Consider the following 13,103-nt stretch of genomic DNA (forward strand, 5'->3'; position numbering starts at 1 on the left):
ATGGCGGTGTCCTCGGACATTCTGAGGACCTGGCGCCATCCGCGCCGGGTCGTGGCCGACCTGCTCGATCAGGGGCGGCGCGAGGATCGGGCCATTGCCTTCCTGATGGCGGGCTGCGGGCTGATCTTCGTGGCGCAATGGCCGCGGCTGGCGCGGGTGGCGCATGAGACCGGCGAGGAGTTGTCGAAGCTCGTCGCCTACGAGCTAGTGGCGTGGATCTTCTTCTGGCCGCTGGTCTTCTATGCCGTGGCGGGGCTGAGCTGGCTCGCGCTGCGTTTGGCCAAGCGCCGCATCCAAGCGTTCTCTGCCCGGCTTGCGCTGTTCTGGGCCTTTCTCGCGGCGACGCCTGCGGGGCTGCTCTACGGGCTTCAGACGGGACTCAACGGGCAGGGTCCCGCGGCCCATGTTGTGGGCGCGATCTGGATCGCGGCATTCTTCTGGTTCTGGGCGCAGGGCCTGCGCGCCGCCGTCGCGCATCGGGGCTGAGATCATGTGGACCTATCTGACAGATCTCCTGCGGCTGAGCCTGCGCGCGCCCGGCGACGCGGCGGCGCGGCTGCTGCGCAGCTTTCCGGGCGCGGCCACCGCATGGCAGGCGCTGGTTCTCGTCACCTGCCTGAGCGTGGTGCTGACCGCGCTGATCCAAGGCGCGATGCCGATGATGCCGATGGACGCGGAGGGCGGCTCCTTCGGTTTGTCGCCCTTCGGCTATGCGGCGCTCCTGGGCGTGTCGCTGGTGCTGCTCGCGGGCGGTGTGACAGCGACGGGCCGGATGCTCGGCGGGGTCGGGCGCTTCGCCTCGGCGCTGGCGCTCGTGGTCTGGCTCGAGGTGCTGGCCATGGTATTGCGGCTGGTACAGGGGGTGCTGATCCTCGTGCTGCCACCGGTCGCGGGGTTGATCGGTCTCGCGGGGCTCGTCTGGCTCTTCTGGTGCCTCGCCCGCTTCATTCAGGTGCTGCATGGTTTTCGCGGCGTCGGCCGGGCCATGGTGGCGCTGTTTCTTGCCTTCATCGCCATCGGCACGGCGCTCGCGCTGCTGCTGGCGCTCACCGGGCTGACCGCCCAGGGAGGATTGCCCAATGTATGACGTCGAAGAGATCCGGGCCCAGTTCCCGATCCTGTCGCGCGAGATCAATGGCGTGCCGCTGGTCTATCTCGACAACGGCGCCTCGGCGCAAAAGCCGCAGGTGGTGATCGACGCGATCAACCGTGGCTATGCGCAGGAATACTCGAACGTGCATCGCGGACTGCACACGCTCTCGACCATCTCGACCGAGAGATACGAGGGCACCCGCGACGTGGTGCGCAAGTTCCTCAATGCCGCCAGCGCCGAGGAGATCATCCTCAACACCGGCACCACCGAAGGCATCAACATGGTCGCCTATGGCTGTGCCATGCCGCGCATGGAGCCGGGCGACGAGATCGTGCTGTCGATCATGGAGCACCACGCCAACATCGTGCCGTGGCATTTCCTGCGCGAGCGGCAGGGCGTGGTGATCAAATGGGTCGACGTGGACGCCAATGGAGATCTCGACCCGCAGGCGGTGATCGACGCGATCGGGCCGAAGACCAAACTCGTGGCCGTGACCCACATGTCCAACGTGCTCGGCACCGTGGTCGACGTGAAGGCGATCTGCGACGGTGCGCGCGCCCGCGGCGTGCCGGTGCTCGTCGATGGCAGCCAGGCGGCGGTGCACATGCCGGTCGACGTTCAGGCGATCGGCTGCGATTTCTATGCGATCACCGGTCACAAGCTCTATGGCCCGTCGGGCGCGGGCGCGATCTATGTGCGGCGCGAACGCATGGCCGAGATGCGCCCCTTCATGGGCGGCGGCGACATGATCGATCGGGTGACGCGCGACACGGTGACCTATAACGAACCGCCGATGCGGTTCGAGGCCGGCACGCCGTCCATCGTTTCGACCATCGGCATGGGCGTGGCGCTCGACTGGATGATGGGCGTCGGGATGGACGACATCGCCGCGCATGAGAGGCGCCTGCGCGATCGGGCGATCGAGCGGTTCAAGGGGCTGAACTGGCTTAATGTCCAAGGCAACTCGGCCGGAAAGGGCGCGATCTTCTCGCTCACCATCGAGGGCGGCGCGCATGCACACGACATCTCGACCGTGCTCGACAAGAAGGGCATCGCGGTGCGGGCCGGCACCCATTGCGCGATGCCGCTGATGGACCATTTGGGCGTCGGTGCGACCTGCCGCGCCTCGTTCGGCCTCTACAACACCGAGGCCGAGGTCGACCGCCTCGTCGACGCGCTCGAACTTTGCCACGAGCTGTTCGGCTGAGTGCGAATTGACGCGGGGGCGGCGGCGAAAAGCCGTTGCGCCCGCGTCCGGTTTCGCCTATCGAACGCCCATTGGCACCCGTAGCTCAGCTGGATAGAGCGCTGCCCTCCGAAGGCAGAGGCCACAGGTTCGAATCCTGTCGGGTGCACCATATCCTTCCTATATCACATTAGTTCGACGAGCTGCATCGTGTGTGGGTCCGTGCGTATTGCACGGGACTGAACAGAGGTTCCGGTATCGTTCGACGCTACGGGCAATTCGATGGGGTGAGCTTCGGATGTCGGGCGCGACGCTGCCGATCTCGTCGGACAGCGCTAGAAGCGACAAACTGGTAAGGCAGGCCCCGCAACCGCTTGCCAAAGGAGAGGCAGTGCAGGCCGCCGCCCGAAGGAACGAGCGGCGGCGAGAGATTTCAGCGCTTCTTCATCGCCTCCAGCAAGGCCGAGCCGAAAGCGCCGGGTTGATCGCCGCCCGCAGGCGCGCCGCCCCTCTGGCCATCCTTGCGAGCTGGCGTGCCGGTCTTCTTCGGAATGTCGTGGGGCCGCTCCTGTCGCCGATCGCCGCGGGCATTGCGGTCGTCCTTGGCTGAGGCGCCGCCATCCTTGCGCATGGTCAGGCCAATGCGCTTGCGGGCCACGTCGACCTCGGTCACGCGCACCTTCACCACGTCACCGGCCTTCACCACTTCGTGGGGGTCCTTGACGAACCGGTCGGCGAGCTGGCTCACATGAACGAGGCCGTCCTGATGCACGCCGATATCCACGAAAGCCCCAAAAGCCGCGACATTGGTCACCGTGCCTTCGAGCACCATGCCCTCGCGCAGATCGCCGATCTGCTCGATGCCTTCGGCAAAGCTCGCCGTCTTGAAGCTGGGGCGCGGGTCGCGACCGGGCTTTTCCAACTCGGAGAGGATGTCGCGCACGGTCGGGAGGCCGAAGCTCTCGTCGACATAGGCCTCGGCCCGAAGGGACTTCAGCGCCGCCGGATCGGACTGGAGCGCGCGCAGGTCACGGCCGCAATCGGCGATGATCCGGCGCGCCAGGCCGTAGGCCTCGGGGTGCACCGCCGAGGCGTCGAGCGGCTCGCTCCCGTCGCGGATGCGCAGGAAACCGGCGCATTGCTCGAAGGCGCGGGGGCCAAGACGCGCGACCTTCAGGAGCGCCTTGCGGCTGGTGAAGGCACCGGCCGCGTCACGATGGGCGACGATCGATTCCGCCAGCCCCGGAGTGAGGCCGGAGACATGCGCCAGAAGCGGTGCGGAGGCGGTGTTGAGATCGACGCCCACCGCGTTCACTGCGTCCTCGACCACCGCCTCAAGCGATTTCGACAGGCGGCGCTGGTCGACGTCGTGCTGGTACTGGCCGACGCCGATGCTCTTGGGCTCGATCTTTACCAGCTCGGCGAGCGGGTCCTGAAGCCGCCGGGCGATCGAGACCGCCCCGCGCAGCGACACGTCGAGGTCGGGGAACTCCTTGGACGCCAGTTCGGAGGCGGAATAAACCGAAGCGCCGGCCTCGCTGACGATCACTTTGGTCGGCTTCTTGGCGTCGGCGGGCAGCAGGGCGATGGTGTCGGCGACCAGCTTTTCGGTCTCGCGCGAGGCGGTGCCGTTGCCGATGGCGATGAGGTCGATCCCATGCGCCTTGACGAGCCGCAGGATCGCCGCCTGCGCGCCTTGCACGTCCTTGCGCGGCTGGAACGGGTAGAGCGTGTCGGTGGCCAGCACCTTGCCGGTGGCGTCGATCACGGCAGCCTTCACGCCGGTGCGGATGCCCGGATCGAGGCCGAGCGTCGGTCGGGCGCCAGCCGGTGCGGCCAGCAGCAGATCCTTGAGGTTGCGCGCGAAGACCGAGATCGCCCCTTCATGCGCGCGGGCGCGCAGCTCGGCGACGAGTTCCGTCATCATCGTCGTCGAAAGCTTCACCCGCCAGGCCCAGCTCGCCACTTCGCGCAGCCATCGGTCGCCCGGACCGTCGCCCGAGGGCTGCAGCCGGGCAGCGACCATGGACTCGCAGCGGGGTTCGCCGACCTCCTTGTCGGGGCCGATGTCGAAACGGATGACACCTTCCTTCATCGCGCGAAGCAGGGCGAGGGCGCGGTGCGACGGCATGGTCGACCACTTCTCGGAATGGTTGAAATAGTCTGAGAACTTGGCTCCGGCCTCTTCCTGACCGGGGACCACCTTGGCGGTCACGAGCGCCTCCCGGCGCAGGTAGCCGCGCAGGTCGCCCAGCAGGTCGGCGGTCTCCGACAGCTCCTCGGTCAGGATGTCACGCGCGCCGTTCAGCGCCTCCTTCACCTCCGGCACCGCTTCGCTCAGATAGGACTTGGCGAGTTCTTCAGGGTCGCGTTTCCGATCCGCCATGATCGCGTCGCGCAGCGGTTGCAGCCCGTTCTCGCGCGCGATCATCGCCTTTGTGCGGCGCTTTGGCTTGTAGGGCAGGTAGATGTCTTCGAGTTCGACCTTGGTCGTGGCCGCATCGATGGCGCGGGCCAGCGCCTCGGTGAGCTTGTCCTGCTCGCGGATCGACTTGAGGATCGCGTCGCGCCGGTCGTCCATGTCACGTAGATAGCCCAAGCGGTCGGCCAGCAGGCGCAGCTGCGCATCATCGAGCCCGCCCGTGGCCTCCTTGCGATAGCGCGCGACGAAGGGGACCGTCGCGCCCTCGTCGAGAAGCCTGATCGCGGCCGCGACTTGGGTCGCGTTCGCCCCGATGTCCTGGCCGATGGTCCGGTTGATGCGGGTGGCGCGATCCATGGTAGTCCTTTCATCCCTGTGGCGCCTACATACGCCCGTGGCGCGGGGGGCAAAAGGGTGACCGTCCCACCGGGCTCCGAAGGCGGATTGTCACCGAACAGGAGGTTATGGGCGGCCTTCCGGGGTCGCTTGCGCCGTCCGTTTTGCCGCGGCGTGCCTAGTAAGGCCCGTCCTCCAGCACGCCATCGGCGCTCATCTGGGCATAGAGCAGCCCCTCGCGCAGGCCGCGATCCGCCACCGACAGCCGGTCGGTGGGCCACAGCCGCATCAGCGCCTGAAGGATCGCCGAGCCGGACATGATCAGCGCCTGCCGGTCGCGGCCGATGCGCGGATCGTCGCGCCGTCCCTCGGGGCCGAGCGCGAGGTAGTCGCGGATCACAGCGTCGATCTGGTCGGAGGTCATGCGCAGACCGTCCACCTTGTTGCGATCGTAACGTCTCAGGCCAAGATGGCTCGCGGCGACGGTGGTGACGGTGCCCGAGGTGCCGATGATCTGAAAGCCCTCGCGCGCCTGTTCGGAGGCCGATGGCGCAAAGCCCGCGAGGTTCTCCTCGAAGAACCAGCTCATCAGCGCGAAGCGCGCGGCGTCGTCCTCCACGTCCTGAAACTGATCGCGCAGCGTCGCCACCCCCAAGGGCACCGAGATCCAGTCCACTACCTTGCCGGCGGCGAAGGGGCCGGGGTCCTGATGAAACCCCGAATGCAACCGCATGATCGCGCGGGGGCGTTCGCGCTTGGGCACGTTGGTGAGGTCGATCCAGACAAGCTCGGTCGAGCCGCCGCCGATGTCGACGACGAGAAGCTGCTCGGTCTTGGTCGAGACCAGCGGCGCGCAGGAGATCACCGCGAGCCGCGCTTCTTCTTCGGGGCGGATCACGTCGAGCCTGAGACCGGTGTCGCGCTGCACCTGCGCGAGAAAGGCCCGGCCGTTCTTGGCACGGCGGCACGCCTCGGTCGCGACGAGCCGCATCCGGGTCACGCCGTGCTTCTGCAGCTTTTGCCGACAGATCCGGATCGCGCCGATGGTGCGATTCATCGAGGCGCGCGAAAGCCGGCCCGTCTGCTCGAGCCCGTGGCCCAGCTGGACCGTCTTTGAAAAGCTGTCGACGACGTGAAACTGGCTGCCCTTGGGTTGGGCAATCAGCATCCGACAGCTGTTTGTACCAAGATCAAGCGCGGCATAGAGCGTCGCCTGATCCGGATCTGGCGCGGGGGATCTCACCGCTTTCGGGAACACGCCCGCACCGTCGGGACGCATGGGCGTCATGAACACGCCCTCCAATATCGAGTTGGGTTCAGGGTAGGGGCTGTGCCGCCGTCACGCAAGCGCCGCGATGTCTCCCGTCGCAACGTAGCTCATCACGATCTTGGGGATTTCTGCGATTCGCCGCTCTGGCGGCGGTGGCCCCGGCCTGCGACAAGGAGCGGCGTCGCGCCACGCGGCCAGAATGTCGAATTCCGACCCTGTCGGGGCGGCGTGGCACGATATCAGCAAAGTCGAGGAAAGGACCCGCAATGCCCGAAATCACGCTCGTTCTGTGGCGCGACATGCCCGCTCAGGTGATCGTCGGCCGTGGTCGGCGCGGCACCAAGATCCAGCTCTCCGAGCGGTTCGAACAGGCCATCGACCGCGCGGCGATGAAATCGGGGGCGGCGGGCACCGACGACTACCTCGCCGAATGGCGCAAGGCGCCGTGGGGCGAGATCGAAGGCGAGCCCGACGAGGCCGCGCGCGTCGCGGCCGAGCGGGTCGAGGCCGAATACGACACGGCGCGTCTCAAGGCGCTGATCGACAATAACGGGCGCGAATGACCCGCGCCCTCAAGGAGGTGCTGATGTCCCTGTTGACCTTCCGCCGCGCGAAACCCGCGCCCGCCCGGGGTGGTGATCTCACCGTCCGCGCCTCGATCGAGGTGATGCCGCGCACCGCGGCCAAGGTCGACAGTTTCGCCGCCCTCCTGCCCGCGGGTACGCGCGTCTATATCGCCCATATCGACGGCACGCCGATTGATGAGATGGTGGCGACGGCGAAACGCATCGCCGCCGAAGGTTTTGCCGTGATGCCGCATTTCCCGGCCCGCAGCATCGAGAGCCGCGCCCAGCTTGGCGACTGGATCGCGCGCTATCAGGGCGAGGCGGGGGTCAAGGAGGCGCTGGTGCTGGCGGGCGGCATCGCCACCCCGCGCGGCGATTTCCATTCCTCGATGCAGCTTCTCGAGAGCGGCGAGTTCGATCGCGCGGGCTTTGAGCGGCTGCACGTGGCGGGCCACCCCGAGGGCAACCGCGACATCGATGCCGACGGCTGCGACGCGGTGGTGCGCGACGCGCTGCGCTGGAAACAGGATTTCGCGAACCGCTCCGACGCGGCGATGGCGCTCGTCACGCAGTTCGTCTTTGACGCCGCGCCAGTGATCGACTGGGCCCGCACCATTCGCGCCGCCGGCATCGACCTGCCGGTGCATGTCGGCCTCGCGGGGCCGGCCAAGCTTCAGACGCTGATCAAATACGCCATGGCCTGCGGGGTTGGCCCGTCGTTGAAAGTGTTGCAGAAACGGGCGATGGACGTCAGCCACTTGCTCGTGCCCTATGCGCCCGACGAGATCGCCGCCGCGCTGGAGAGCGCGCGGTCGGCCGAGCCGCGGCTCGGGCTGGAGCAGGCGCATCTTTTCCCGCTTGGCGGCATCGCTGCCAGCGCCGACTGGCTGGCCGCGCGGCACCCCGTGCAGCACAGCGCGGCCCGCTGAGATTTCAGGCCGAACGGCCAATGACAAGGATTGAGAATGACCCGAACGATCGTTGAATCGAAAACGAAAACCGCGATCATCGGCTTTGATCAGCCGTTCTGCGTGATCGGCGAGCGGATCAACCCCACGGGCCGCAAGAAGCTCGCCGCCGAGCTCGAGGCGGGCGATTTCTCGACCGTGGAAAAGGATGCCATGGCGCAGGTCGCCTGCGGGGCGACGATGCTCGATGTGAACGCGGGCGTGGTCTACAACTCCAACCCCAACCCCAACGAGACCGAGCCGCCGCTCATGACCAAGATCATCGAGCTGGTGCAGGGGCTCGTCGACGTGCCGCTGTGCATCGACAGCTCGGTTCCGGCGGCGCTCGAGGCCGGTCTCGCGGCGGCGCAGGGGCGGCCCTTGTTGAACTCGGTGACGGGCGAGGAGGAGCGGCTGGAGCTCGTCCTGCCGCTGGTCAAGAAATACAACGTGCCGGTGGTGGCGATCTCGAACGACGACACCGGCATCTCCGAGGATCCCGACGTGCGCTTTGCCGTCGCCAAGAAGATCGTCGAGCGCGCGGCCGATTTCGGCATTCCCGCGCATGACATCGTGGTCGACCCGCTGGTGATGCCGATCGGCGCGATGGCGACCGCCGGTCTGCAGGTCTTCGCCCTCGTGCGCCGCCTGCGTGAGGAACTTGGCGTCAACACCACCTGCGGCGCCTCGAACATCTCCTTCGGCCTGCCCAACCGGCACGGGATCAACAACGCCTTCCTGCCGATGGCGATCGCCTCGGGCATGACGAGCGCGATCATGAACCCCTGCGCGCTGCCGACGCCGATGGCGAAGATCGCCGAGAAGCGGGCCGAGCTGGAAGCGGCCGGGATCATCGTGCCGGACGAGATGGACGACGAGACCTTCTGCCGCCTGATGGGCATCGGCTCGCGCAGCGCCCAGCCGGGCGGCGAGATGAGCGCGATTCGCGCCGCAAACTTCCTGACCGACAACGACCCCTCCGGGGCGGAATGGATCCGCTTCAACCGTCCGCCGGGCGTTCCGGGCGAGGGCCGGGGCGGGCGCGATGGCGGCCGTCGGCGTCGGCGGGCCTGACGCCGCCGCGTTTCAAACCCGCGGGCGATGCCGCTTGGCCTTGCCCTGACCCGTGCGCTTGGCATAGTCGGGGTCTCTGATCAGGAGACCTCGGCATGGCCACGACCCCCAAGAAGCCCGGCGCGGGCACCGGAAACACCTCCGGTCGCGGGCAGCGCGACCTGACCGTCAAGGTCAAGACCGCGCGCGGCCGCAAAATGAGCTCCAAGCTCTGGCTCGAGCGGCAGCTCAACGATCCTTACGTGAAGCGCGCCAAGGCCGAGGGCTACCGGGGCCGCGCCGCCTACAAGATCCTCGAGCTCGACGAGAAGTTCCGCTTTCTGGTGCCCGGCGCGCGTGTGGTCGATCTGGGCTGCGCGCCCGGCGGCTGGTGCCAGGTGGCCGTCGCACGGGTCAACGCGCTCGGCGCCAAGTCGGGCAAACAGGTCGGCACCGTGCTTGGCGTCGATCTGCAAGAGGTCGAGCCGATCGCGGGTGTCGAAATCTACCAGCTCGACTTCATGGAAGACGACGCCGATCTGCAGGTCAAGGAATGGCTCGGCGGGGAGGCCGACGTGGTGATGTCCGACATGGCCGCCTCGGCCTCGGGCCACAAGCAGACCGACCACCTCCGGATCATCGCGCTGTGCGAGGCCGCTGCCCATTTCGCCTTCGACGTGCTCAGCCCCGGCGGCACCTTCGTTGCAAAGGTGCTGGCGGGCGGGGCCGAGGGCAGCCTGCAGCAGCTTTTGAAAAAGAAGTTCGACAAGGTGCAGAACGTCAAGCCGCCCGCCTCGCGCTCCGACAGTTCGGAGAAATTCGTCGTCGCGACCGGCTACAAGGGCCGCAACGACGACGACGAGGCCTAGAGACCGCAGCCGGGATCGCGAGCCGCGAGCCGCGCCAGCAGGTAGTCGATCTCGGCGCGCGTGGCCTCGCTCGGGCCGGCGCCGGGGGCGCGCAGGTCCCCATGTGCGATGAAGCCGCGCCGCGCCAGGATGTGCTTGCGCACCGCGAGGCCGACGCCGGGCTGATGCTCGTAGCGCAGAAGTGGCAGATGCGCGTCGTAAACGTCCTGCGCCGCGTCGCGGTCGTTGACTGAGAGATCGACCACGCGGCGCAGCATCTCGGGAAAGGCATAGCCGGTCATCGCGCCATCGGCCCCGCGCGCCATCTCCATGTCGAGAAACAGGGCGCCGTTGCCGCACAGGATCGACAGGGCGCGCATCTCGCCCGCCGCCTGCCAGCGCCTGATCGCCGAGATCTTCTCCAGCCCCGGCCAATCCTCGTGCTTGAGCATCACGCAAGACGGGTTCTCGTCCACGACGCGGCGGATCACCGCGTTGGACATGACCACCCCGGTCGCCGTGGGGTGATCCTGCAGCACGAAGGGCACGTCGCCGCCGATTTGCGCCACGGCCCCCGAGAACCAGCCCGCGATCTGGTCGTCGCTGCGCATCGCGGCGGGGGGCGTCATCATCACACCTGCTGCCCCCATCTCCATCGCCGCCGCCGAGAGCCGCTTCATCGCCGCGAAGCCCGGCGCGGAGATGCCGACCACCACGGGCAGGCCCTTCGCATGGGCGATCACCTCGCGCACCACCGCGAGGTTTTCCTCGGGTTCGAGCTTTTGCGCCTCGCCCATGATCCCGAGGATCGTCAGACCGTCGACGCCGCAGGCGCGGTAGCGTTCGGTCATCCGCCCCAATGAGGCGATGTCGAGCGCGCCGCTTGGCAGGAACGGCGTCGGCGCGATGGCGAAGACGCCGCGCGTCTCGGCCGAAATCATGACCGGCCCTCCTTCCATGCCGCGTAACGCGCCTTCGTGGCCTCGTTCATCGGGTAGAGGCCGGGCAGCTTCTCGCCGCGCTCGACCTCCTCGACGATCCAGCCTTCGAGGCGCTCCTGCTCGATGGCTTCGGCTGTGACCTCCTCGACCAGCATGGCGGGGATCACCACGGCGCCGTCGGCATCGGCCACGATCACGTCGCCCGGCACCACGCAGACGCCGCCGCAGCCTACCGTCTCCTGCCAGCCCACGAAGGTCAGGCCGGCGACGGAGGGTGGTGCTGCGGCCCCGCGCGCCCAGATCGGCAGGCCGGTCTGCATCACCCCGGCGCGGTCGCGGATCACCCCGTCGGTGATGAGCGCCGCCGCCCCGCGCTTGACCATGCGCGCGCACAGGATGTCGCCGAACACACCGGCATCGACGATGCCCATGGCGTCGATCACCGCGATCGCGCCCTCGGGCATTTCTTCGATCGCGGCGCGGGTCGAGATCGGGCTACCCCACGAGGCGGGGGTGGCCAGATCCTCGCGCGCGGGCACGAAGCGGAAGGTGAAGGCCGGGCCGACCACGCGCGTCTCGCCCTCGCGCATCGGCATGGCACCGCGAATCCACACGTTGCGCAGCCCCTTCTTGAGTAGGATGGTGGTCAGCGTCGCGGTCGTCACCGCGCGCAGCGCGTCGGCGGTTTCGGTCGTAAGTGTCATGGGTGCCTCGTGTTTCTCCCCGCGGTGCCAGCGGCCCCGCCTCGCGGTGCAGAGTGGGAGAGAACGCGGCGCGTGCCAAGATGCGATCGCTCCCGTATGTCGCATTGAAGGCGTGGTTCGGCTGTGAACGGTTCAGCCGGTCCTCGCGGGGCCGCGAGCGGGCAGGTCGGCCCGGTGGGGTTCTGCGGATCAACGCGCCGCGCGGGCCACAGGGGGGACTTGGTAACTGGCTTACCTTGTGGCGTCGCCGGTCTTTCCCGTCACCATTTTCTCTCTAGGTCCTGCAGCGATGAAACGACATCGATCAAGTCCCAAGGGGACCGGGGCGGGCTCTTGTCCCACCCCCTCAAGGCGGCCCACCTTCGGGAGCGGCGCACTGCCATGGCTTCGCCATGCCGCGCGCCGGGTAGCGGGGCTGTGCGGGGCGGCAACCCTTGGTCTGGTGCTCTTGTCGGGATGCGGCGTCGAAAGCTTCCTCGATCCCCAAGGGCCGGTGGCCGCGCAGCAGCGAACGCACTTCTGGCAGGTCACGGCTCTGATGGCGCTGGTGGTGCTGCCTGTGCTGACGCTGACGCCGTGGTTGCTCTGGCGCTACCGTGATCGCGGCGGCGCGGATTACGAGCCGCGATGGGGCTTCTCGCGGGGGTGGGAGATCGCCCTGTGGGGCGGCCCGGCGCTGGTGGTGGCGGCTCTCGCGGTGTTGCTGTGGGTCAACACGACGCGGCTCGACCCCTATGCGCCGCTCGCCTCGGATGCCAATTCGTTGCGGGTGCAGGCCGTGGGATACGACTGGAAATGGCTGTTCCTTTATCCCGATCTCGGCATCGCCAGCGTCGATCTGCTGGCCTTTCCAGCGGGGCGGCCGTTGGAGATCGAGCTGACCTCGGCCACGGTGATGCAGTCGTTCTTCGTCCCCGCGCTCGGCAGTCAGGTCTATGCCATGGGCGGCATGTCGACATGGCTGCATCTCGGGGCGGATGCGCCGGGGCGGTTCAGGGGCGAGAACTCCCAATACAACGGCGAGGGCTTTCACATGCAGAAGTTCGAGGCCGTTGCGATGGACGAGGCGGCGTTCGAGGGTTGGGCGCGAAATGCCGCGACTGCGTCGGCCCTTGATACGGCGGCGCTGGACGCCTTGGAACAAAAGGGCGTGGCCTCCGATCTGGCCTACGCGCTGGACCGCCCCAGCGACGAGATCTTGTTCGGCGGCCTGCCGGACGACCTCTTCGCACAGGTGATGGCGGAGACCACCAAGGCCCCGATGGCCCCGCATGACATGGCAGCCGGTCGATGACGCTCGCCGGTCTCCTCGATGCCGCGCTGGGGCGGCTCGACTGGAATGCCCTGCCGTTTTGGGAAATGGTGACGCATCCGAGCGCGTCGAGCATCATCAACGGCCTTATCGCGAGCGGAGCGGCAGGGATCATGGTGCTGGGCACGCTGGTCACCATCTGGGCGCTGACCCGGCATCGGCTCTGGGGGACGCTCTGGCGTGATTGGCTGACCAGCCTCGATCACAAGAAGATCGGCATCATGTATGTCGTGCTCGCCTTCGTCATGCTGGCGCGGGCGCTGGCCGAGGCGTCGGTGATGCGCATGCAGCAGGCGGCGGGTCTGGGGGGCGGCTTTCTCAGCCCCGAGCATTTCGGCCAGCTGTTTTCGACCCATGGCACGATCATGATCTTCTTCATGGCGATGCCGTTCCTGACCGGCGTCATCAACTTCGTCATGCCGTTG

At 67.7% G+C, this 13,103-nt stretch carries 13 protein-coding genes and 1 tRNA gene; 10 read left to right on the top strand and 4 right to left on the bottom strand.

Annotation, left to right across the window (positions count from 1 at the left end; genetic code table 11):
• The 4 genes from ACJASC_RS08105 (at position 1) to ACJASC_RS08120 (ending at position 2,451) form a co-directional block, all read left to right on the top strand.
• Positions 1-486 carry a hypothetical protein gene (locus ACJASC_RS08105; RefSeq protein ID WP_415145042.1) on the top strand — a complete coding sequence of 162 codons (486 nt, stop codon included), beginning with the start codon at positions 1-3 and terminating at the stop codon, positions 484-486.
• A gap of 4 nt (positions 487-490) precedes the next feature.
• Entirely contained in the window at positions 491-1,087 is a 597-nt protein-coding gene (locus ACJASC_RS08110) for a Yip1 family protein (protein WP_415145044.1), read from the top strand.
• On the top strand, positions 1,080-2,300 hold the full coding sequence (locus ACJASC_RS08115) for a cysteine desulfurase (RefSeq protein ID WP_415145046.1): 1,221 nt from the start codon (positions 1,080-1,082) through the stop codon (positions 2,298-2,300). The genes ACJASC_RS08110 and ACJASC_RS08115 overlap by 8 nt, the downstream gene beginning before the upstream one ends.
• 74 nt (positions 2,301-2,374) lie before the next feature.
• A tRNA-Arg gene (locus ACJASC_RS08120) sits at positions 2,375-2,451 on the top strand.
• 261 nt (positions 2,452-2,712) lie between these two features.
• Here the strand turns inward: ACJASC_RS08120 and ACJASC_RS08125 are convergent.
• Complete coding sequence (locus ACJASC_RS08125) at positions 2,713-5,058, bottom strand: Tex family protein (protein ID WP_415145048.1); 2,346 nt, start codon at positions 5,056-5,058, stop codon at positions 2,713-2,715.
• A 157-nt stretch (positions 5,059-5,215) separates the two neighbouring features.
• Positions 5,216-6,325, bottom strand: a complete 1,110-nt coding sequence (locus tag ACJASC_RS08130; protein ID WP_415145050.1) for a Ppx/GppA phosphatase family protein — start codon at positions 6,323-6,325, stop codon at positions 5,216-5,218.
• Positions 6,326-6,573: 248 nt separating this feature from the next.
• Here ACJASC_RS08130 and ACJASC_RS08135 point away from each other — a divergent pair, with 248 nt between their 5' ends.
• From ACJASC_RS08135 to ACJASC_RS08150, 4 genes are all read left to right on the top strand, one after another.
• Positions 6,574-6,870 (top strand): virulence factor, encoded by a 297-nt coding sequence (locus ACJASC_RS08135; RefSeq protein ID WP_341214394.1) that lies wholly within the window; start codon positions 6,574-6,576, stop codon positions 6,868-6,870.
• Positions 6,871-6,893: 23 nt separating this feature from the next.
• Positions 6,894-7,802: a methylenetetrahydrofolate reductase gene (locus ACJASC_RS08140; protein ID WP_415145052.1), complete on the top strand. Its 909-nt coding sequence runs from the start codon at positions 6,894-6,896 to the stop codon at positions 7,800-7,802.
• A gap of 36 nt (positions 7,803-7,838) precedes the next feature.
• Positions 7,839-8,894, top strand: coding sequence for a dihydropteroate synthase (locus ACJASC_RS08145; protein WP_415145054.1), 1,056 nt, complete (start codon positions 7,839-7,841; stop codon positions 8,892-8,894).
• A gap of 95 nt (positions 8,895-8,989) precedes the next feature.
• Positions 8,990-9,742, top strand: coding sequence for an RlmE family RNA methyltransferase (locus ACJASC_RS08150; protein ID WP_415145056.1), 753 nt, complete (start codon positions 8,990-8,992; stop codon positions 9,740-9,742).
• On the opposite strand, the gene ACJASC_RS08155 is transcribed toward ACJASC_RS08150, so the two are convergent.
• Together ACJASC_RS08155 and ACJASC_RS08160 are read right to left on the bottom strand one after the other, a co-directional pair.
• On the bottom strand, positions 9,739-10,662 hold the full coding sequence (locus ACJASC_RS08155; protein WP_415145058.1) for a dihydrodipicolinate synthase family protein: 924 nt from the start codon (positions 10,660-10,662) through the stop codon (positions 9,739-9,741). The two genes, ACJASC_RS08150 and ACJASC_RS08155, sit on opposite strands and share 4 nt — an antisense overlap.
• A complete protein-coding gene (locus ACJASC_RS08160; protein ID WP_415145060.1) occupies positions 10,659-11,366 on the bottom strand; it encodes a ribonuclease activity regulator RraA in 708 nt (235 codons plus the stop codon). Before ACJASC_RS08160 ends, ACJASC_RS08155 begins: the two co-directional genes overlap by 4 nt.
• Positions 11,367-11,808: 442 nt before the next feature.
• Between ACJASC_RS08160 and ACJASC_RS08165 the strand changes: the two genes are divergently transcribed.
• Together ACJASC_RS08165 and ACJASC_RS08170 are read left to right on the top strand one after the other, a co-directional pair.
• A complete protein-coding gene (locus ACJASC_RS08165) occupies positions 11,809-12,660 on the top strand; it encodes a cytochrome ubiquinol oxidase subunit II family protein (protein ID WP_415145062.1) in 852 nt (283 codons plus the stop codon).
• Positions 12,657-13,103: cbb3-type cytochrome c oxidase subunit I (locus ACJASC_RS08170; RefSeq protein ID WP_415145064.1), on the top strand; the 447-nt coding region annotated here is incomplete at its 3' end. The genes ACJASC_RS08165 and ACJASC_RS08170, both read left to right, overlap by 4 nt.

The sequence above is a fragment of the Limimaricola cinnabarinus genome (assembly GCF_047631075.1).
Taxonomy (GTDB): Bacteria; Pseudomonadota; Alphaproteobacteria; order Rhodobacterales; family Rhodobacteraceae; genus Limimaricola; species Limimaricola cinnabarinus.